The organism is Geothrix edaphica (genome assembly GCF_030268045.1).
GTDB classification, from domain to species: Bacteria; Acidobacteriota; Holophagae; order Holophagales; family Holophagaceae; genus Geothrix; species Geothrix edaphica.
This window is the reverse complement of sequence record NZ_BSDC01000002.1, coordinates 215075-235164: the sequence shown is the minus strand read 5'-3', so window position 1 is coordinate 235164 and position 20090 is coordinate 215075. Positions and strand designations below refer to the sequence as shown.

The window sequence follows — 20090 nt, the reverse complement described above, 5'->3', positions numbered from 1 at the left end:
CTCTGTGTTCTCCGTTCCCTCTGCGCCCCTCTGCGTGAGTATTTTGTCGGCCTTCCCGCCATTGATCCTTGGCCGATATCTACTCCTTCGGCCCGTACTCCACGGTGCTCCTGAAGGCGAGGAAGAGCGCGATGGCGCTGAGGGCCAGGGAGACGAAGAAGGCGCCGGGGAGGACGCTGCGCTGGCCGTCGAGGACGGCGCCCAGCACGGTCTCGAAGAGGTAGAGCTGGATCACCAGCAGCACCAGGATGACGCCCAGGGCGGCGGGGGAGATGCGGACGCGGGGCGTGTTCATGCGGTCACCTCGCTCTTGTCGCGGGGGCAGGCCGCGCGGTGATCCAGGTTTTCCAGGGTGGGCTTGGGCAGCTCGCCCACAGCCCAGAGGCTGCCGTCGGGGCGGACCTCCAGGGCGATGGCGGCGAGCGGCCGGCTGGGCGGGCCCTGCACGGGGAAGCCGCGATCCGGTTCAAAGAAGCCCCGGTGGCAGGGGCACTCCAGGCGCTCGCCGGCATAGCGCACGGCGCAGCCCAGGTGGGTGCAGGTCTGGCGGTAGGCCCGCAGCTCACCCTTGGGGGTGCGCAGGAGGATGCAGGCGTCATGCGCGTCGCGGAACTTGAAGAGGCGGCTCTGGCCGGGTTGCAGCTCCGTGGCCAGGCCCAGGGCCACGGGCAGTTCCGCGTGCCTGGCCTCGGGGTCGGAGGCGCCCTCCAGGGGCTTCTTCCGCAGCCAGAGGAAGCCGATGCCGGTGGTGAACCCGGCGCTTACCACCGCCAGGAAGCGGGCGAACTCGCGGCGGGAGAAGTGGCCCTCCTCGGCCAGTTCCAGGGGGAAGGCGCGGCGCCACCAGGTCATCAGAGGCCTCCGTCGATGAGAAGGGCCGCGTCCAGGTGCAGGGGCGTGTCCGGATCGGGCACCATGATGGCGTTCTTGGTCTTCACCCGCACGCTGCCGATGAGGAAGTCGCGCAGGGGCTTGTTGTGGCGCAAGTTGGCCACCTCGTCCTTGCGGACGAAAAGCAGGGCCTGGCTGGGACAGACCGTGGCGCACATGGGCTTGTGGCCCACGGAGGTGCGGTCGTAGCAGAGGTCGCACTTCAGCATCTGCTCCAGGCCCGAGAACACGATGGGCACGCCGAAGGGGCAGCTCAGCTCGCAGTTCTGGCAGCCGATGCAGCGCGGCTTCTGGGCGGCGTGCACCACGCCGTCCTCGCTGCGCTTGATGGCGTCCGAGGGGCACACCTGGGCGCAGATGGGATCCTCGCAGTGCATGCAGACGGTGGGTACCGTCTGGGGGCTGTCGAAGCGGTCCATCTCGTCCAGGTGGATCATGGACCGGCCGCGGTGGGTGCCGCACTCGGCACAGGCGCCCACGCAGGAGCGGCAGCCGATGCAGCGCTGGGGGTCGATAAAAAAGCCGTAGTCCTGGGGCACCATCAGAACACCCGCTCAGGCATGTCGGTCTGGTTGCTGCGGGCCTCGAAGGCCATGCGCTGCAGCTCCGCCAGCTCGGGGGAGAACTGGTCCTTGGTGGTCTTTTTCAGGCGCACGGCGCTCACCTTGAACTCGGGGATCTTCGACACGGGATCCAGGTGCCGGGCCGTGAGGCGGTTGGCCGACAGGGCCCCAGCCCAGTGGTAGGGGATGAATACGGTGTCGGGGCGGATGGTCTTCACCACCTTGGCAGGCAGCACCATGCTGCCGCGCCGGGAGGTGATCTCCACGGCATCGCCTTCTGCCAGGCCGTACCTCTCCGCCAGGCGCGGGTGGATCTCCAGGTAGGGATGGGGGCACTGCTCCACCAGGAAGCCGATGCGGCGCGTCTGGGTGCCGCTCAGGTAGTGGAAGACCACACGGCCCGAGGTGAGCCAGATGGGGTAGTCGTCATCGACCACCTCCATGGGCGGCCGGTAGGGCGTGGGATTGAACTTGGCCTTGCCGTCCGGGTGGAAGAACTTCCCCCCTTCGAAGAGCCGCGGCGTGCCGGGATGGTCCTCCGTGGGGCAGGGCCAGAACACGCCCATGTTCTTGACGATCTTCTCGTAGGTGATGCCCGCGTAGTCGGCGGTGCCGCCCTTGGAGGCCACCCGAAGCTCGTTGAAGATGGCTTCGGGGCTGGTGAAGTGGTCGAAGTACTTGCCGCGGCCCAGGCGCTTGGCCAGCTCCACCATGATCTGCCAGTCGGGCCGGGCGTCGCCGGGGCAGTCCACGGCCTTGTTGATCTTGATGACGCGGCCCTCGGCGCTGGTGGAGGTGCCCTCGTCCTCCTCGTGGAGGGCCGAGGGCAGCACGATGTCGGCGTGCTGGGCGCTTTCGCTGAGGAAGAAGTCCAGGCAGACGAAGAACTCCAGCTTGCTGAGGGCTTCGCGGGTGAACTGCGAGTCCGGCAGCGATACCAGCGGGTTGAAGCAGAGCAGCAGCAGGCCCTTGATCTCGCCGGCATGGATGGCGTTCATGATCTCCTGGGCGCTCTGGCCCACGCCCGGCAGCTCCTCATCCGTGCAACCCCAGACGGAGCAGATGTACTTCCGGTGCTCGGGGTTGCTGATGTCGCGGTTGCCCGGCAGCTGATCGCACTTGTGGCCGTGCTCGCGGCCGCCCTGGCCGTTGCCCTGGCCCGTGATGGTGGCGTAGCCGCAGCCGGGCCGGCCGATGCGGCCCGTGGCCAGCACCATGTTGATGCAACCCAGCACGTTGTCCACGCCCTTGCTCTGGTGCTCAATGCCGCGGGCGTGGAGCAGGAAGCTGGTCTTGGCCTCGCCCCAGATGCGGGCCGCCTTCTCGATGGCGTCCACGGGCAGGCCGGTGATCTGGCTGGTCCACTCCGGCGTGCAGTCCTTCACGGCCGCCAGGGTCTCTTCGAAGCCGTGGGTGTGGGCATTCACGAAGTCCCAGTCGATGAGCTTCCACTTGTGCAGCAGGTGCAGGATGCCGTTGGTCAGGGCCGAGTCCGTGCCGGGCTTCAGGGGCAGCACCAGGTCGGCGGTGCGGGCCAGGGGCGTGATGCGGGGGTCCACCACGATGAGCAGGGCGCCGCGGTCCCGGGCGCGCCAGATATAGTCCGTGGTGATGGGGGAGCACTCCGCCACGTTGGAGCCGGCCACCCAGATCACCTCGGCCAGCTCGATGTCGGCCCAGGAGTTGGCCGCGCGGTCGACGCCGAAGGCCTTCTTGTTGCCCGCACCGGCGCTCACCATGCAGAGGCGGCCGTTGTAGTCGAGGTTCTTGGTCTGCAGGCCCAGACGCGCAAACTTGCCCGCCAGGTAGCTCTTCTCGTTGGTGAGGGAGACGCCGGACAGCACGGCGAAGGCATCCTTGCCGTGCTGCTGCTGGATGCGCTGGATCTCGGCCACGGTGCGGTCCATGGCCTCGTTCCAGCCCATGGGCTCGAAGCCGTTCTCCGTGCGCTTCATCGCCTTGGTGAGGCGGTCCGGGTGGTTGCCCTGGAGGTAGCGCTTCACGCCCTTGGGACAGAGCTTCCCCTGGTTGAAGGGGAACTCCTCCCAGGGATCGAAGCCGATGACCTTGTTGTCCTTCACCTTGAGCTTGATGCCGCACTGCTGGCCGCAGAAGCAGCAGTGGGTCTCCACCACCTTGTCGGGCGTGGGATCGGAGAGCCAGCCCCCGGGAGGGGCGAGGTTCAAGTGCGGACCAAACTGGGCGCGGAGCTGGTCCTGGGAGAGGGGAAGCGTGCTCATGGGGACCTCTCAGGACTTCATGCTGATGGGATCGGAAATGGGTTCCGCCAGTACGGGGATCGTGGCGAAGGGATCGAAAGCGCCATGGAGCCGCGTGCTCTGGGCCTTGGCCACGAGCCGCCGCTTGCATCTGGGGCAGAGGTCCAGGTGGTGGACGGACGCGCTGTGCCGGGCCCCGTCCAGCTCGAGCTCCTTCCAGAGGGCCTCCAGATCGCGGCGCTGGTTGGCCCGGATGAAGGGTGTGCCGCAGCTCTTGCAGGCCTGGCGCCCCTCGGCTTCGCCCTCGGCCTTGTAGATCGTCACGCCCACCTGGGCGGGCCGCTGCACCACGTGGAAGAGCTTGCCGAAGGGCAGGCCCAGCAGCAGGAGGATGACCGTCAGCTCGTGGAGGAAGGCCAGGGTGGCGAAGTTGCGACCCTGGAGCCACTTCTCCGAGGCGGTGAGCAGCAGGCCGGTCATGCTCACGGCGATGAGGAGCACCAGGGGCAGCAGGTCCAAGTCGAAGCGCTGGGTCGCGGTGTCGCCCTCGTCCTGCTTGCGGCGGATGAGGCTCAGCACGCAGCCGGCGATGACCATGACCGCCGCCAGGTCCAGGACATGGAAGCTGCAGAAGGCGATGAAGCTGTCGAGGGGGAAGGAGCCCGCCGGGAAGCCGAGCACCCAGGCCTGGTAGCGGGTGGCGTCCAGGCCCTCGCTGGTGAAGCGCACCCAGCCGAAGACCAGGGGGATGGTCACGGCGAAGCCCAGGAGGCAGCCCCAGGCCAGGAGCGCATGGGCGCCCCAGCGCTTGAGGGAGCGCTTCTCGATGAAGCGCTGGAGCACGATCTGGTCCAGCGCCAGTACGGCCATCCGGGGCACCGCCTTGATGGCCCTGGGGGACAGCAGCGTGCGGAGCGTGTGCTTGAAATACATCCGCGTGGCGGGCCGCTCGATCCAGGAGAAGTAGCGGTAGGCCACGCCGAAGCAGGCGAAGAGGGTGGCCAGCAGGTAGCCCAGGAGGGCCGGGTCCAGCCAGCGACCGCCCCGGCTGCCCAGGGCCACCAGGCCGCAGAGCCCCAGGGTGGCTAGGGTGGCCCCCACCAGGGGCCGGGCTTCGAGGTCGAGATCGGCGAAGGGGCTCATGGCTGGGCTCCAAGGAACAGACGAGGACGGCGAAACGGACCAGAGAGTCCTAATTTAAGACAAAAGGACGGCGCATCAAGGCTTGAGATCTGTGTGCCGGATCAGGGCCTTTCGCAGGGCGGGCGGTCCTTAGCTTCCTTCTGGTGCCGCAGGTCCATGAGCTGCAGGTCCCGGATGGTGGCCTCGGTCATGGAGGTGGCCACCTGGGCCTTCACGGCGCCCCAGGCCTCGTGCAGGGGGCAGGGGTGGTCGCCGCCGCAGGTGGGGAAGCCCATGATGCAGCCGTCCATGGAGTTCGGGCCCTCTAGGGCGATGACGACCTCGCCCACGGTGATCCGGTGGGAGGGCCGCAGCAGGCGGAACCCGCCCTTGGGGCCCCGCACGGATTCGAGGATCTCGGCCTGCACCAGGCCCTGGAGGATCTTGGCGAGGTAGGGGCCGGGCAGCTCCAGGCGGGCCGACAGGTCCTTGGCCAGGCAGAAGCTCCCATCCTCGGGCAGGGCGGCGAGGGCTCGGAGGGCATAGCCGGTGGCGGTCGAGAAGATCATTCCGGAATATTACTTCCGATTTGCAGAGCATGTTCAGAGATTCCGGAGTCCTGCCCCAAATGTGATTCCGGTCAGAGCAGGGCCCGCCAGAGGAGCAGGAGCCCTAGCACGCTGAGGCCCCCCTCCCGCCAGCCCAGGGTGCGGGCCGGCAGGGGTCGGTAGGGGACCAGGGCCCGCAGGTAGAGCAGACCCGTCCAGCCGGTCCAGAGGAGCCCCGCGAGGCCCCGCGGGGCGAGCAGCAGGGCGGAGACGCCGATCAGCAGCAGGTGGAGGACATGGACGGGGATCCGCCGACGCTGCAGTTCCTCCTCGGCCAGCTTGTGGGCATGGCCCAGGAGGCGCCGCACGTGGGCCAGGTTGGCGCCGCCCACCAGGGTGACCAGCAGCCAGGCCCGGCCGGCCTCCGGTAGCGAGCCCCCACCGGCCGCGAGGATGGCGGCGGCCAGGCCCGCGAAGGCGCCCTGGGCGGCCAGCTCCACGGCCAGGGAGCGCACGGCCCGCTGGAGGTCGGCCCGCAGGGCGAGGAGCACCAGGGGAGCCACGCAGGCCAGGGGGATCAGGAACCAGGGACCTGAAATCAGGAGGGCGAGTACTCCGAAGTCGCCCGCGAGGACCCCAAAGAGAAGCAGGGCGCGGATCTGGAGAGGATCCCGCTGGCCGGTGAGCACCCGCCGGAGCGAGGGACGGCTGAGGAAGAAGGCCAGTGCGGCCAGGCCCAGGCAGAGGCCCGCCAAGCTGGGGCGGAGCAGCAGACCCAGCACCAGCGGGAACCCGAGCATGAACCAGCTGCCGTGTTCGGCGGGCAGGAGGGTGCGCCAGGGGGGGAGGATTCGGGACATTTCAGCCCTTTCAGGTCCGAAATAGAGTCTGACCGCAAGTCCCGGGTCTTGCCATGCGGGGGATCACACTTCGGAGGCGATGAGCCGCAGCCCCTCCAGGGCCTCCTCCATGGTGAGGAAGACGGGCAGGCCGGCCTCCCGGAGACCCTGGCGGTAGGCGTCGTAGAGGACGCCGCCCTCCACGGCCACGCCCAGCCACTTGCCGCTCCCCGAGGCGAGGGCGGCCAGGGCCCGCGCGAAGGGCCCGAAGGCCGCCGGATCCGCGGTGCCCAGGCGGCGGGTGAGGGGTACCAGGCCCACCACCACCACGTCGGCCTCGGAGGCCAGCAGCAGGCGGGCGCCGGCCAGGTAGGCGGCCTCGTCGGCCATGGGGGTGAGGTCCAGGGGCAGGCGGGGACTCACGAGGCCCGTGAGGCCGTGGGCTTCGATGGTGGCCGTCAGGTCGGCGGTTTCGGCCTCCGTGAGCCTCGAACCCCGGAAGGGGCCCTCCAGCAGATCGGCCGAGGCCACGGACTCGAAGCCCGCATTGGTCAGGATGGCCACGCGGCGGGGCGTGCCCTTGGCGTAGGCGCCCAGCCAGGAGAGGGCGGCGTCGAAGGCCTCGATGCGCTCGGCGAGCATCACCCCCGCCCGGCGCAGCACGCTGGCCTGCAGGGCGTGATCGCCGGCCAGGGCGCCCGTGTGGCTGCTGGCGGCGGCCATGCCCTCCTGGCTGCGCCCGCCCTTGTAGAGCAGCACGCGGCGGCCGGTGGCGCGGAGTTTCGCCGCCACCTCGGCGGTGGCCTTGAGGTCCCCGGGGGCGAAGCCCTCCAGGTAGGCGCCCACCACCTGCACGGCGGGATCCGAGCCGAAGCCCGCCAGGAAGTCCGAGCAGCGCAGGTCCATCTGGTTGCCGATGGCCACGGCGGCGCGGAGGCCCAGCTCGGGGCGGCGGCTCAGGCGCGTGATGAGGAAGGCGCCGCTCTGGCTCACCAGGGCCGCGTGGCCAGAGCGGGGGCGCAGGGGCAGCTTCTCGTCGGGGATGAAGAGGGTGTTCAGGTTCTGGTCGGGGCTGTAGAGGCCCAGGCCGTTGGGGCCCACCAGGGCCGGGGTCCACTTGCCGGCGCGGCGGTGTTCCTCAAGGCAGGCCACGAGCCGCTGGCCGAGGCCCTCGGTGTCGGCGCCGTCACCCAGGCCCCCCGCCACCACATAGACGACGGTGGCGCCGCCGCCCTGGCGGCAGAGCTGTTCGACCACCTCGAGCGTCACGGGTGCGGGGAGGGAGACGATGAGCTGATCGGTCGGGGCCGCGGCCAGGTCCGCCACGGACTCGATGCAGGGAAGCCCCAGGAACTCGGTCGCGCCGGGCTTGATGAGGCGGATGGCGCCTGCGGGCAGCGTGGATCGCTGCGCGTTCTCCAGGATGATGCGGCCCACGGTGCCTGCGCGGCTGGACACGCCGGCGATGACGAGGTCGCGCGGGGCCACCAGGGCCCGGTACCAGGCCGGGTCCGGCACCGCCGGCGGCGCGGCCACGGCGGCGTCGAGGGTGCCCACGCCATCCAGGGCCGTGGGCAGGCCCTCGCCGTCGAGCACCACGGGATTGAGCTCGAGCAGGGTGACGCCTTCGCGTTCCAGGCCTTCCGCGGCGCGCCACAGGCCCTGGAGGAAGGCGAGCAGCTTCGGTTCTTCCGTGAGCGCCTCGGTGCCGCGCTGGCGGCCCAGCCAGGTGCGGCCCAGCCAGTGGTCGCGCAGATCCGTGAGGGCCTGGTCCGGGGTGCAGAGGGCCAGGGGCCAGATCAGGGGCGGGGCCAGGACGGCCCAGGCGTCGGCCTGGAGGCCGCCGATGCCGCAGATCACGAGCCAGCCCGCATCCGGATCGCGCTTGAGGGAGACCAGGGCCTCGGTCGGCAGGCCCCCCAGGCGCTTGAAGGCGACCTTCTCGCAGACCAGCCCGCCGATCCAGGGGTGCTCCGCCACCCGCTGGCGCATGGCCTCCGCCTCGGCCCTCAGGGCGGCCTCATCGAAGGGTCCGAAGTGGACGGCCCCCTTGTCGGACTTGTGCCAGAGCTGGTCCGCGATGCCCTTGAGGACGATGGGTTCGCCGGGCGCGAAGGGCAGGGGCCCCGCATCCAGGAAGCCGTGGCGGGGCACCCGCAGGCCCGCGGCGGCGAGCAGGCCGTAGGCCCGCTCCTCGTGGAGGAATCCCGTGGTCGTGTGCATGTCAGGCTCCCACTGGGTCGTGGATCAGGCCGCGGCCGGCCTCGAAGGCCTCGAGGTTCTTCTCGGTGACGCGCGCGCCCTTGGCTTCGAAGCGCTGGGCGATCACCTCGTGCCAGACGGCGTCAGCCACGGGAAGGAATTTCGAGGCCATGCCCAGCAGGGCCATGCCGCCGGCCTGGCGGTGGTTGAGCCGGCGGGCCAGGTCCTCGGTGTCGACGAGGTGGGCGCCGCGCACGGTCTTGAGGGCCGCGTAGACGTCATCCAGGGGCGGGTAGCCCGCCATGTCCATCTGGGGTTCCTCCGCCACGACCAGGTGTCCGTTCATGCGGAGCATGGACACGTAGCGCAGGGCCTCCAGGGGCTCGAGGGCCACCAGCAGGTCGGCACCGCCTTCGTCGAGGATGGGCGAGGTGAGGGGGATCTCCGAGTAGCAGACCTGGGCGTGGACGCTGCCGCCCCGCTGGCTCATGCCGTGGATCTCGGACTGGAGGGCGTGGAGGCCGCTGCGCCGCAGGGCCTCCAGCAGGATCTGGGCGAGGGAGAGCACCCCCTGGCCGCCGACGCCGGACAGGACGATGCCGTGGATGCGGGGGACGTTCATGAGCAGACCTCGGTGGTGCAGCGCTCGCGCTCCTGGCGGTCGTGATCCTTCAGGACGCCGCGGCGGATGGACTGGATGCACTCCCGGCGGAACACCACCACCGAGAGGCCGGGATGCCGCAGGGCGGCCGCGACGGCCGCCACATTGGCGTCGTGCTGCCTGGGCACAGGCAGAAGCACCTGGAGCTGGTCCTCCTGGAGGCCCATGCCCCGCACCATGCGCTCGACCTGGTCGAGGGCCTGGCTGGGCTGCTGGCCCGTCATGCCCACCACGCGGTTGTCGAGGATCATCACGGTGACGTTCACGCCGGCGTCGGCGGCTGTCAGCAGGGCCGGCAGTCCGCTGTGCCCGAAGGTGGAATCGCCGATGACGGCCACGGAGGGCGTCTGGCCCGCCAGGGCCGCACCCACGGCCATGCTGATGCTGGCGCCCATCTCCACCACCGCGTGGATGGCCGCCATGGGCTCCTGGGCGGCCAGGGTGTAGCAGCCGATGTCGCCGAAGACGCGGGTCTCCGGGGCGCCGACCTGGGCCAGGGCCTCCTGCAGGGCCTCGTAGGCGTCCACGTGGCCGCAGCCGTCGCAGAAGCGGGGGCCACGGATGGGCAGCTCGAGGGCGGCCGCGGCCTTCCCGGCCGGGGCCTCCAGGCCGAGGGCACCCTTCAGCAGGCGGGGCGTGAGTTCGCCCGTGCGGGGCAGGGCGCCGTCCAGGCGGCCGCGGACCTTGGCGGTGCCGCGCAGGCCCAGGCGCTCCTCCAGCACCGGATAGTCCTCCTCGAAGACCACCACCTCGTCGACCTGGGCCAGAAAGGCCTGCTCCAGGCCCGGATCCACGGGGTAGGCGGCGATCTCCAGGCGGGGCAGGTCCGCCAGGGCCGGGTTCTCGTGGAGCAGCTGGCCGAAGTAGGCCCGGCCCATGCCCGACAGGGCCACGCCACGGCGGGCGGAGCCGGGGACGAGGCGGTTCAGGGGTGTGGCTTCGGCCATCAGGCGGGGCTGCTTCTCCAGCAGGTCCACATAGCGGCGGCGGGCGTTGGCGGGGATCAGCACCCAGTCCTGGATGGCGGAGGCCGGAACGGGACCCAGGCCGGCGGGCGCCAGGGCCGCCCGTCGCGCCAGGGCCGCGCGGCAGTGGGCCAGACGGGTCACGATGCGCAGCATCACGGGCACCTGGAGGGCCTCGGACAGCTCGAAGGCCCGGAGGGTGAAGTCGTAGCATTCCTGGACCGTGCTGGGCTCCAGGCAGGGCAGCCAGGCGAACTCCGCCAGGCGGCGGCTGTCCTGCTCGTTCTGGCTGCTGTGCATGCCGGGGTCATCCGCCACCAGCAGCACGAGGCCGCCGCGGACGCCGGTGAGGGCGGAGTTGGCGTAGGCGTCCATGGCCACGTTCAGGCCCACGTGCTTCATGGTCACCAGGGCGCGGAACCCCGAATAGCTCATGCCCATGGCCAGGTCGTAGGCCACCTTCTCATTGGCGGCCCACTGGGCCACCCGGCCGTCCTGGGCCCCATGGATGAGCAGCTCGACCGCCTCGAACCCCTCCGTGGATGGCGTGCCCGGATAACCGAACGCGCCTTTGATGCCGGCATCGAAGGCGGCACATCCCACCGCTTCGACCCCCAGCGCGAGGGTGCTCTGAACCATGAAAACCTCCAACCTTTTCCAAGTGGGAAGTATGCGGAGGCGACTCAGTGCCGGGGGTCACAGGGAGGGCTGGTCCGACCATGCGACTGGTCCGACCACCACCTGGAGGGTCCTCCGACCCTGCCGCATTGAAAGGAGCTTCAGGGGCGGGCAAATCATGGCCCCGAAGTTGGGAACCAATCCCCAGTGGCAAAGGTCACAACTTTGTCTGAACAGAGAATCCATGTCATGATCATGACAATTAAAATATTGTTATTATACAATTACCATTTTTATAACATGTTTATTAATAATATTTAAAAATAGTGTAAAACACAATTTGTATGTTTTTGATGCTAAAAAAATAAGCATACATTCATACATGAATTATTCATTTCCGCCCTTGAGGTAGCCAGAGTGAGGGCTATAGTTTGGTTTCTGACGCACACATCTGCTTTCACCCGCGTCCGGCCTGCACTGGCAAGGCTTTCCATAGAACACGGTCCTGCTCCTTCTGCTATTCCACCCCGGTCCATCCACGCCACCGCATGAGGCGAATCATGAAGCCACGAACCCAAGTGGTCCTGCTTGCCACCCTGATGACTGCCACGGCCTGGGGCCAGGAGGTGAGCCTGTATGGCACCACCATGGCCCAGATGTGGAAGCAGGAGACGCCGGGCTTTGACAAGAACACCTTCACCCCGGCCACCCAGTACCTGGGCATCGACGCCACCAAGCTCGGCACCGACAACCTGTCCCTGCACCTCTTCGGATGGGGCCGGACGGATCTGAGCGATGTGAGCAATTTCGACGGCTCCAAGTCCGGCGGCTACCTGAACTACGGCTACCTGCAGTACCGCTTCGATCAGGCCAATGCCGAGATCAAGGCGGGCCGCTTCACGGCCAACCAGGCCACCGGTTTCGAGCAGGTCGATGGCGTCAGCGTCCGGACGGATCTGCGCGGCGGCTTCTCGATCTCGGCCTTCGGCGGGAAGCCGGTCTACTACAAGACGGTGGATCCCCGGAACCAGGCGGACTACGAGTTCCAGCGCGACTTCATCATGGGCACCCGGCTGGCCTGGCGCATGCCCAAGGTCGGTGAGATCGGCCTCTCCTACGTCCAGGACGGCACCAAGGCGGCCAAGGATCTCGACATTCCCTCTCCGGTCGACTACACGCGCAAGATGCTGGGCGCCGACTTCCACCTCGCGCCCGCCTCCGCCTTCGACCTCCGGGGCCGCACGGTGTTCAACGTCGCCAACGAGCGGACCAACACCGCCGAGCACGACTACACCGCCACCGTGAAGCTCGGCGACCAGGTCACCATGACCGGCAACTACGCCATGCGGAACTTCAACTACTACTTCGCCGGCACCAACCTGCCCTCCCTCTTCCGCCAGGACGAGAACGACAAGTTCCGCGGCTTCGGCGGCAGCATCACCTGGAACGCCTCCACGGTCGTCCAGCTGGTGGGCGACTACCGCCACATGCACCGCGAGACCTTCGGCGACGTGAACCGCGCCGGTGGCGAGGTCCGCTGGACCGCCAGCGATAAGTCCTTCCTCGGCGGCGTCAGTGGCCACTGGGTGAACGCCGCGAACACCAGGTTCGTGGATCCTGCGACCCCGTACCGCAGCCTGAGCCACAAGGAAGCCCGCGTCTGGGCCATGGCCACCCAGGGCAAGCTCATCGCGAGCCTGGATGCCATCCTCCAGCGCTACGACAGCGAGAACCCCTACCTCGTCGGGGTCCGGAACGTCTATGAAGTGGTGGGCTCGCTCGGATACCAGGCCACCACGAACGTGAAGGTGTCCGGAGACATCAGCTACGGAAGCACCCCCGTCGCCAGGCACGAGACCCGGGGGCTCCTGCGGGCCGAGTATCGGTTCGGCTTTGCTAAGAAGGGAGGTCGCTAATGGCCCGGAAGTCCATTCTCCAGATCGTCGGCATCGTGCTGGGTCTCTGCGTCCTGACGGCGTGCAGCCTCATCTCGCCAGAAGCCAGCTTCGCGGCCACCCACCCCCAGGAACTGGGCGCGGGCCGTCCCATCTGCTCCGAATGCCACAGCAACGACGTGGCCAAGGGCGCGCTCAAGCCCTACGCGTCCTTCGACCACACACCCACCTTCGTGAAGGACCACCGCTTCCAGGCCAACCAGGACGCCAACACCTGCGCCTCCTGCCACGCCCAGTCCTTCTGCGCGGACTGCCACGGCGGCAAGGTCCCCATGAAGCCCGCCACCCGCCTGAGCGACCGGCCTGACCGCGCCACGCCGCACCGGGGTGACTTCATGACCCAGCATCGCATCGAAGGAAAGATGGATCCGTCCAGCTGCTACGCCTGCCATGGCCGGGCCAACAACGAGAAGTGCGCGGCTTGCCACCGGTAGGAACTGAAAACGTGTCCAAGGGGAACACCATGAGCCGAACTAAGTTGATGGTAGGAAGCTGTTTCGCGACGCTCCTCGCGCTTCTTGCCTGGGGATGCGCCGGAACTGCCGGGAAGGGGGCTCCGTTTAACGCCTCCACCGGACAGCACCCGACCAACTGGATCGAGGTCCACTACATCGATTACGTCAAGGCGCCCGACCAGTGCCGCACCTGCCACGGATCCACCTCGGATCCGGCCCAGGCGGGCGGCATCTCCAAGGTGAGCTGCTTCAGCTGCCATGCGAACGGCGTGAACCATCCCGCCGGCTGGGCGGATCCCAGCCAGCACGGTCGCCTGGGCGCCCAGGCTGCTCCGGCCATGACCCAGCTGATCGGCGGGACGGTGGTCGACGGCTCCGGCTTCGCCTACTGCACCAAGTGCCACGGCGCGAACTACACCGATGGTGCCGCCGTCTCCTGCAAGGCCTGCCACACCAAGGCGCCGCACCCCGACGCCCCCTGGCGCGGTCCCACGTTCGCCTCGCCCAGCCACGTCAACACCAACAGCGGGAACGCCCCCGCCTGCGCCCAGTGCCACCTCAATGGGGCCAACTCCTCCCTCAAGCCCGTGACTCCGGCACCCGCCGGCACGGCGCCCGGCTGCTTCAACAACACCCTGTGCCACGGCACGAGCTTCTAGTCGAGAGGAGGGCCAACCCCCGTCCCTCCCACCACCAAGACAGCCCCTTTCCGTAACGACCTCCATGGGAGGTGCCCATTCGGCTAGTCCTTCCGAGCGTTTTCACCCCACCGCCACTCAACAGCAGTCTTACTCCCAATAAGGAGAATGAAGCATGCAATACCGTCCTTTGAAACAGCTCTGCGGCCTCATCGCCACCGCAGCCGTCGCCCTCGTGCTGATCGGCTGTAACGGCAAAACGGGCCCCGCCGGTGCGAACGGCACCAACGGTACCAATGGCACCAACGGTACCAATGGCACCAACGGCACCAACGCCACCATCACCGTGAACGCCGCCCAGCTCACTCCCGAGCAGTGGAGCCAGCTCACCCTCAAGGGCAGCGTCACCAGCGCCTCCGTGGTGAACGGCAAGCCCGTGGTGAACTTCACCGTCACCGACGGCGTGGGCACCCCCATCGTCGGCCTGGGCTTCACCAGCAAGACCGCCTCGGCCCTGGTCCCCAGCTACGCCAACATGTCCTTCAGCATCGCCAAGCTGGTGCCCGGCACGAACGGCAGCCCCAGCAAGTGGGTGAGCTACATCGTCACCACCATGCCGACCAGCACCACCGCCGTCGCCGCGACCCGGCCCAGCACGGACAACACCGGCACGCTGGTGGACAACGGCAACGGCTCCTACAAGTACACCTTCTACCGCGACATCACCGCCATCCAGACCACTCTGGACGGCCTGACCTACACCGCCCCCAGTGCCAAGGCCGACCTCGGTGACGTGACCTACCAGGCCGCCCTGACCCACCGCGTGACTGTGCAGCTCAGCGGCAATGCCCGCGGCACCGGCTCCAACACTGCCGACGGCTCCAACAGCGGCGTCGCCGGCGTGCCCGTCCTGACTCCCGGCAACCTGTGGTACGACTTCGTTCCGTCCACCGGCCTGGCTGTGACCGCCGCCAACGAGCAGCGCAACATCGTCGACACCTCCTCCTGCAACACCTGCCACACCAAGTTCAACGGCTTCCACGGCAGCACCCGGATCAACGCCGAGTACTGCGTGGTCTGCCACACCGACCAGCGCAAGTTCGGCTTCGCGGAAGCCACCACCACCGCCACCGGCTACGACGCCACGGCTGGCCAGCGCAAGATCGGCGGCATGGCCGTGGGCGACTTCCCCGCCTTCATCCACCGCCTCCACGCGGGTGAGGAACTGAAGAAGGACGGCTACAACTACGCCGGCATCCTCTTCAACGAGACCACCTACCCCCAGGACCTGCGGAACTGCAGCAAGTGCCACACCGCCTCCATCGCCGCGACCCCGCAGGGCGACAACTGGAACACCAAGCCCAGCCGCATGGCCTGCGGCGCCTGCCACGACAACATCGACTGGGCCGCCGGCACCAACCACGGCGGTGGCGCTCAGACCAGCGACCTGAACTGCACCGGCTGCCACGGCGCGGCCGGCATCAAGCTCAACCACATCCCCGTGTCGCCCATGAACCCGGCGTTCGCCACGGGTGCCTATACCAATGGCTCCTACCTGGCCGGCGACCGCAACAACCTGCCTCCGGGCGCCATCAAGATCGACTACGACCTGAAGAGTGTCACCCTCGACGCGACCCGTCACCCGGTGTTCACCTTCAAGTTCAAGCAGACCCTCAACGGCACCACCTCTGACGTCGTCTTCAACACCTTCGCGGCCGGCACGGTCACGGAGATGATGAACAACTTCGTGGGCAGCCCCAGCGTCTACATGGCCTTCGCCGTGCCGCAGGATGGCATTGCCGCCCCCGCTGATGTCAACGCCACCGCCTCGGCCTACATCAAGAAGGTCTGGAATGGCACCGCCACCGGCACCGGCGCCGGCACCCTCACGGGCCCCGACGCCAGCGGCTACTACACGCTGACCATGACCGGCGTGGCGATCCCCGCCAATGCGACCATGCTCCGTGGCGGCATCGGCTACACCTACAACAAGAACAGCCAGTCGCTGACCCAGACCAACGTTCCCAACCTGGGGAGCACCAGCTTCGCCTATGATCCCGTCACGATGTTGGGCGGCTTCAGCGTGCCCGCGCCCAACAAGTTCATGACCGTGGCTGGCTCCACTGCCCGCCGCAACATCGTGGACACCGCCAAGTGCAACGACTGCCACAAGAACCTGGGCGTCTTCACCGCCTCCGCCTACCACGCGGGCGAGCGCAACAACGCCGAGTCCTGCCACTTCTGCCACAACCCCAACCAGACCAGCAGCGCCTGGAGCGCGAATGCCAGCACCTTCCTCCACGGCATTCACGGCGCCGGCAAGCGGACCGTGCCCTTCAACTGGCACGCCCCCACCCCCACGGACACGTTCGCGAAGGTGACCTACCCGGCCATCCTGAACAACTGCGAGGCCTGCCACGTTCCCGGGTCCTATGACTTCAGCAACAGCGCCAACGCTGCGGCCATCCCGAACATGCTCTTCTCCACCGTGGGCAAGGGCACCTACAACAGCGACCCCACCACGAACCCCACGGGCTACTTCTCCCTCTCGCCCTACGTGGTGGCCGACAACGTCACGAACTACGGCACCGGCCCCAGCTACAATGCCGCCACCGGCGTGCTCACCCAGGATGTCGCCAAGACCAACCTCGTGAGCTCCCCGATCACGGCCGCCTGCGCCTCCTGCCACGACTCCTCGACGGCCGTCGCCCACTTCCGGGGCAACGGTGGCTCGTTCTACGAGACCCGTGCCAACGCGCTGCTCAAGGTCGAACAGTGCATGGTCTGCCACGGCTCCGGCCGCACGGCCGACATCAAGGCCGTCCACATGAACTTCAGGTAATGTCCCCTGCCAGGACGCGGCCTGCCGCGTCCTGGCAACCAGCACCTGCCATGAACGAGGACCCGGATGCCTTCCAGCGCCGGGTCCTTTTTCCGATTCCACCACCGAGCCTCCGGCCGGTTGACAGGCCTTGCGCTCCCGCCGGAGAATCGGCGGTCCGCCTCACGAGGTCCCCATGAAGAAACCCCTGTTGAACCTGGCGCTGACCGTTGCGGCCCTCCTGCTCCCGAGCCTCCCGGCCCGGGCCCAGGAGGACACCGACCCCCCCCGGAAGACGGCACCCAAGAACACCGCCGCCAGGGCGGCCCGGGCCAAGGACCTCGCGGCCAAGGCCAAGATCCGCGCGAAGGCCAAGGCGGATGCCGATGCGAAGGCCATCGATGTCAACAGCGCCACCAAGGACCAGCTGAAGACCCTCCCGGGGATCACGGATGCGTACGCCGACAAGATCATCGCCGGCCGCCCGTACCTCTCCAAGGCCTTCCTGGTGACGAAGAACGTCCTGCCGAACGACCTCTTCCAGAGCCTCCGGAAGCGGATCGAGGCCCGGCAGCCCACGGCGAAGCCCCAGGGCCGTTAGAGTCCGCAACAGGCCAGCAGGAAGCCCTCGGAAACGGGGGCTTCCTGCTGTACGGACGCCGAGGTCCTTTGTGTTGAGGACTTATCGAACTGTCACGCCGCACGTGACACGGATCACAAGCATGATTGACTCATTAAATTACCGGAGGATCCTCATCGACGAAATCATGAGGAGGCAGCGGTCGCTGTAGGTCGGTGCTCCCCATCTCGCCCGAAGGTCTGCAGTCCGAATCCCTGAAGGAGGATGAACCATGCAACACCGACCTTTGAAGCACCTCTGCGGTCTCGTCGCGGGAGCGGCCATCCTGATCCTGGTGGCCTGCAACGGCAAGACCGGCCCCGCCGGCGCCAACGGCACCAATGGCACCAATGGCACCAACGGCACCAACGGCACGAATGGCACCAACGCGACCATCACCTTGAAGGCCGAGCAGCTGACCGGCGACCAGTGGTCGAAGCTGGCCCTCAAGGGAGCGGTCAACAGCGTGACCATGGGCGGCGCGCCCGTCGTGACCTTCACGATCACGGACGGCATGGGCACTCCCGTGAGCGGCCTGGCCGTCAAGAACGCGAGCGGAATCTACCCCAACTTCGGCTTCAGCATCGCCAAGCTGGTCCCCGCCAATGCAGCCACGGGGAGCCCCAGCCGCTGGGTGAACTACGTCGTCACGGAGACTCCCGCCGCCGGACAGACCGCCGTGCCCCATTTCGCGGAGCATGAGAACGACGGGACCCTGAAGGACAACCTCGACGGCACCTACACCTACACCTTCGCCCTCGACATCACCAAGGTCAAAGGCTACGTCGATGCGGCCACCGTCTACGATGCCACCCACCTCAAGGCCGACCTGGACGATCTGACCTACGAGCCGACCCTCACCCATCGGCTGATCATCACCGCGGGCGGGAAACAGCCCGGCACCACGATCCAGATGCTGGATTCCGCCAACCTGTCCTACGACTTCATCCCCTCCACGGGCAAGGCCGTCACCGCCACGGATGCCCAGCGGGTGATCGCCGACCAGGCCGCCTGCAACAGCTGCCACACCAAGCTGGCCTTCCACGCCAACTACTTCCCGCCCATCCATGACGTCCTGCTGTGCGTGGTCTGCCACACCGAGCAGCACAAGTACGGTGCCACCGAGTCCCTGCCGGCCACGGGCAATGTCCTCGTCCCCGGTGCCTACGGCATCTACACCGCCAGGCTCCAGGATCGGGCGCTGCCCAACTTCCCCAACATGATCCACAAGATCCACACGGGCGAGCTCCTCACCTACCAGGGCTACAACCAGTTCGGCACCCAGTACAACGAAGTGACCTACCCGCAGGATCTGCGGAACTGCACGAAGTGCCACAGCGCTTCCGCGACCGCCCAGGGCGGCAACTGGACCAGCGTGCCCAGCCGCCTGGCCTGTGGCGCCTGCCACGACGCCATCATCTGGGCCACGGGTGCGAACCATGCCGGTGGCGCCCAGACCAGCGACCAGAACTGCGCCAGCTGCCACGGGGCCTCGCAGATGCAGGTCATCCACACGCCGGTGGTCGCCCCCAACCCGAACAATGCCTGGCTGGTCGCCACCGGCGGCAACAACAACACCAACGCCTCCTACGTGGCCGCCTACACCGGCATCCTGCCCGTCGGCGCCCACCGTGTGACCTGGGACTTCCAGTCGGTCAGCCTGAACGCGAGCCGTCAGCCCGTGTTCGTCTTCCGCTTCCTCGAAGACGGCCTGCGGAAAGACTTCAAGACCTTCGTGAGCACCGCCAGCACGCCTGAGTTTTGGGACAACTATGCCGGCGGCCCCAGCGTCTACCTGACCTTCTCCGTGCCCCAGGACGGCATCGCCACTCCGGCCGACTGGAACGCGTCCGTCAGCACCTACGTCAAGAACATCTGGCGCGGGGACGGCAAGGACCAGTACGGCAACGCCCTTGCGGCTACGGCGGCCGGAACCCTCTCGGGCCCCGACGCCAGCGGCTACTACACCCTGACCATGACGGGCGTGGTGATCCCCGCCACCGCCACGAACCTGACCGGCGGCATCGGCTACACCTACGGCCTGAGCTCCACCCAGCCCCTGACCCAGACCGACGTGGCAGGCTACGCCTACACCCCCCTGCAGGTCACCTTCAACACCACTACGAGCAAGTATGTCCAGGTGACCGGCACCGGTCAGGGCGGCGTGAGCGTGCCGGCCCCCAACGTCACCAAGCTGGTCAGCGGCAGCACCGCCCGCCGCGCCATCGTCACCAACCAGAAGTGCAATGACTGCCACGCCGCGCTCGGCGTCTTCACCGAGAAGGTCTACCACGCCGGCCAGCGCAACGATGCGCCGACCTGCACCTTCTGCCACAACGTGAACCGCGTGAACAACGGCTGGGGCGTGAACATCAAGGACGCGGTCCACGCCCTCCATTCCGCGGGCAAGCGCGCGAACAAGTACTCCTGGGAAGCCGCTGCTGGCGACAAGTACTGGGAGATCACCTACCCGGCGATCCTGAACAACTGTGAAGCCTGCCACGTGTCCGGTTCGTACGATTTCCGGAACAGCGCCAGCGCGGCCGCGCTTCCCAACCTGCTCTGGACCACCGTTGCCACCGGCACAGTTCCGAATCCTGTGAATACCATCGTCACGGGTACGGAAACCATCCCGGGCACCTACTGGTCCCCCTTCGTGACCGCCGGCGCCGTCTACGGATCCGGCTTCTCGACGAACTTCTCCCCCTCCGCCACCACGGCGTACACCGACGCGGCTGCCACCACCCTGGTGAGTTCGCCGATCACGGCGGCCTGCTCCAATTGCCACGACGCCGCTGCTGAGATCGCCCACTTCAGGGGCAATGGCGGCGCCTTCTATGAACCCCGCGCCACGGCGCTCCTCAAGGTCGAGCAGTGCATGGTCTGCCACGGCCCCGGCCGCACGGCTGACATCAAGGCCGTCCACATGAACTTCAAATAATGTCCCCCGCCAGGGCGCGGCCTTCCGCGCCCT

Annotated in this window: 16 protein-coding genes; 6 read left to right on the top strand and 10 right to left on the bottom strand. The window is 67.8% G+C overall.

What is annotated here, in order from left to right; all coding sequences use genetic code 11:
• Positions 1-79: 79 nt before the first annotated feature.
• The 10 genes from QSJ30_RS08895 to QSJ30_RS08850 form a co-directional block, all read right to left on the bottom strand.
• Positions 80-295, bottom strand: a complete 216-nt coding sequence (locus QSJ30_RS08895; RefSeq protein ID WP_257306855.1) for a DUF6755 family protein — start codon at positions 293-295, stop codon at positions 80-82.
• Entirely contained in the window at positions 292-852 is a 561-nt protein-coding gene (locus QSJ30_RS08890; RefSeq protein ID WP_285608481.1) for a QcrA and Rieske domain-containing protein, read from the bottom strand. The genes QSJ30_RS08895 and QSJ30_RS08890 overlap by 4 nt, the downstream gene beginning before the upstream one ends.
• Positions 852-1433 (bottom strand): 4Fe-4S dicluster domain-containing protein, encoded by a 582-nt coding sequence (locus QSJ30_RS08885; protein WP_243322840.1) that lies wholly within the window; start codon positions 1431-1433, stop codon positions 852-854. Before QSJ30_RS08885 ends, QSJ30_RS08890 begins: the two co-directional genes overlap by 1 nt.
• On the bottom strand, positions 1433-3694 hold the full coding sequence (locus QSJ30_RS08880) for a molybdopterin oxidoreductase family protein (protein WP_285608480.1): 2262 nt from the start codon (positions 3692-3694) through the stop codon (positions 1433-1435). Before QSJ30_RS08880 ends, QSJ30_RS08885 begins: the two co-directional genes overlap by 1 nt.
• Before the next feature lie 9 nt (positions 3695-3703).
• Complete coding sequence (locus tag QSJ30_RS08875; protein WP_285608479.1) at positions 3704-4816, bottom strand: hypothetical protein; 1113 nt, start codon at positions 4814-4816, stop codon at positions 3704-3706.
• Positions 4817-4917: 101 nt separating this feature from the next.
• Positions 4918-5364, bottom strand: coding sequence for an RrF2 family transcriptional regulator (locus QSJ30_RS08870; protein ID WP_243302803.1), 447 nt, complete (start codon positions 5362-5364; stop codon positions 4918-4920).
• Positions 5365-5435: 71 nt separating this feature from the next.
• Positions 5436-6203, bottom strand: a complete 768-nt coding sequence (locus QSJ30_RS08865) for a YwiC-like family protein (protein ID WP_285608478.1) — start codon at positions 6201-6203, stop codon at positions 5436-5438.
• 63 nt (positions 6204-6266) lie between these two features.
• Positions 6267-8405: an acetate--CoA ligase family protein gene (locus tag QSJ30_RS08860; RefSeq protein ID WP_285608477.1), complete on the bottom strand. Its 2139-nt coding sequence runs from the start codon at positions 8403-8405 to the stop codon at positions 6267-6269.
• Position 8406: 1 nt separating this feature from the next.
• Complete coding sequence (locus tag QSJ30_RS08855) at positions 8407-9006, bottom strand: indolepyruvate oxidoreductase subunit beta (RefSeq protein WP_285608476.1); 600 nt, start codon at positions 9004-9006, stop codon at positions 8407-8409.
• Positions 9003-10649: a thiamine pyrophosphate-dependent enzyme gene (locus QSJ30_RS08850; protein WP_285608475.1), complete on the bottom strand. Its 1647-nt coding sequence runs from the start codon at positions 10647-10649 to the stop codon at positions 9003-9005. The genes QSJ30_RS08855 and QSJ30_RS08850 overlap by 4 nt, the downstream gene beginning before the upstream one ends.
• Positions 10650-11188: 539 nt before the next feature.
• On the opposite strand from QSJ30_RS08850, the gene QSJ30_RS08845 reads away from it, so the two are divergent.
• From QSJ30_RS08845 to QSJ30_RS08820, 6 genes are all read left to right on the top strand, one after another.
• The gene (locus tag QSJ30_RS08845; protein WP_285608474.1) at positions 11189-12544 is read left to right on the top strand and encodes a hypothetical protein; all 1356 of its coding nucleotides are present in this window, start codon (positions 11189-11191) and stop codon (positions 12542-12544) included.
• Positions 12544-13017 carry a hypothetical protein gene (locus QSJ30_RS08840; protein WP_285608473.1) on the top strand — a complete coding sequence of 158 codons (474 nt, stop codon included), beginning with the start codon at positions 12544-12546 and terminating at the stop codon, positions 13015-13017. Before QSJ30_RS08845 ends, QSJ30_RS08840 begins: the two co-directional genes overlap by 1 nt.
• 29 nt (positions 13018-13046) lie before the next feature.
• Positions 13047-13697, top strand: coding sequence for a hypothetical protein (locus QSJ30_RS08835; protein ID WP_285608472.1), 651 nt, complete (start codon positions 13047-13049; stop codon positions 13695-13697).
• A 154-nt stretch (positions 13698-13851) separates the two neighbouring features.
• Positions 13852-16518: an OmcA/MtrC family decaheme c-type cytochrome gene (locus QSJ30_RS08830; RefSeq protein ID WP_285608471.1), complete on the top strand. Its 2667-nt coding sequence runs from the start codon at positions 13852-13854 to the stop codon at positions 16516-16518.
• 175 nt (positions 16519-16693) lie between these two features.
• Positions 16694-17098: a ComEA family DNA-binding protein gene (locus QSJ30_RS08825; RefSeq protein WP_285608470.1), complete on the top strand. Its 405-nt coding sequence runs from the start codon at positions 16694-16696 to the stop codon at positions 17096-17098.
• Positions 17099-17348: 250 nt separating this feature from the next.
• On the top strand, positions 17349-20057 hold the full coding sequence (locus QSJ30_RS08820; protein WP_285608469.1) for an OmcA/MtrC family decaheme c-type cytochrome: 2709 nt from the start codon (positions 17349-17351) through the stop codon (positions 20055-20057).
• Positions 20058-20090 lie beyond the last annotated feature (33 nt).

Coding starts and splice junctions, on each gene's coding strand:
- QSJ30_RS08895 (WP_257306855.1), bottom strand. CDS start 295: ATGAACACGCCCCGCGTCCGCATCTCCCCCGCCGCCCTGGGCGTCATC.
- QSJ30_RS08890 (WP_285608481.1), bottom strand. CDS start 852: ATGACCTGGTGGCGCCGCGCCTTCCCCCTGGAACTGGCCGAGGAGGGC.
- QSJ30_RS08885 (WP_243322840.1), bottom strand. CDS start 1,433: ATGGTGCCCCAGGACTACGGCTTTTTTATCGACCCCCAGCGCTGCATC.
- QSJ30_RS08880 (WP_285608480.1), bottom strand. CDS start 3,694: ATGAGCACGCTTCCCCTCTCCCAGGACCAGCTCCGCGCCCAGTTTGGT.
- QSJ30_RS08875 (WP_285608479.1), bottom strand. CDS start 4,816: ATGAGCCCCTTCGCCGATCTCGACCTCGAAGCCCGGCCCCTGGTGGGG.
- QSJ30_RS08870 (WP_243302803.1), bottom strand. CDS start 5,364: ATGATCTTCTCGACCGCCACCGGCTATGCCCTCCGAGCCCTCGCCGCC.
- QSJ30_RS08865 (WP_285608478.1), bottom strand. CDS start 6,203: ATGTCCCGAATCCTCCCCCCCTGGCGCACCCTCCTGCCCGCCGAACAC.
- QSJ30_RS08860 (WP_285608477.1), bottom strand. CDS start 8,405: ATGCACACGACCACGGGATTCCTCCACGAGGAGCGGGCCTACGGCCTG.
- QSJ30_RS08855 (WP_285608476.1), bottom strand. CDS start 9,006: ATGAACGTCCCCCGCATCCACGGCATCGTCCTGTCCGGCGTCGGCGGC.
- QSJ30_RS08850 (WP_285608475.1), bottom strand. CDS start 10,649: ATGGTTCAGAGCACCCTCGCGCTGGGGGTCGAAGCGGTGGGATGTGCC.
- QSJ30_RS08845 (WP_285608474.1), top strand. CDS start 11,189: ATGAAGCCACGAACCCAAGTGGTCCTGCTTGCCACCCTGATGACTGCC.
- QSJ30_RS08840 (WP_285608473.1), top strand. CDS start 12,544: ATGGCCCGGAAGTCCATTCTCCAGATCGTCGGCATCGTGCTGGGTCTC.
- QSJ30_RS08835 (WP_285608472.1), top strand. CDS start 13,047: ATGAGCCGAACTAAGTTGATGGTAGGAAGCTGTTTCGCGACGCTCCTC.
- QSJ30_RS08830 (WP_285608471.1), top strand. CDS start 13,852: ATGCAATACCGTCCTTTGAAACAGCTCTGCGGCCTCATCGCCACCGCA.
- QSJ30_RS08825 (WP_285608470.1), top strand. CDS start 16,694: ATGAAGAAACCCCTGTTGAACCTGGCGCTGACCGTTGCGGCCCTCCTG.
- QSJ30_RS08820 (WP_285608469.1), top strand. CDS start 17,349: ATGCAACACCGACCTTTGAAGCACCTCTGCGGTCTCGTCGCGGGAGCG.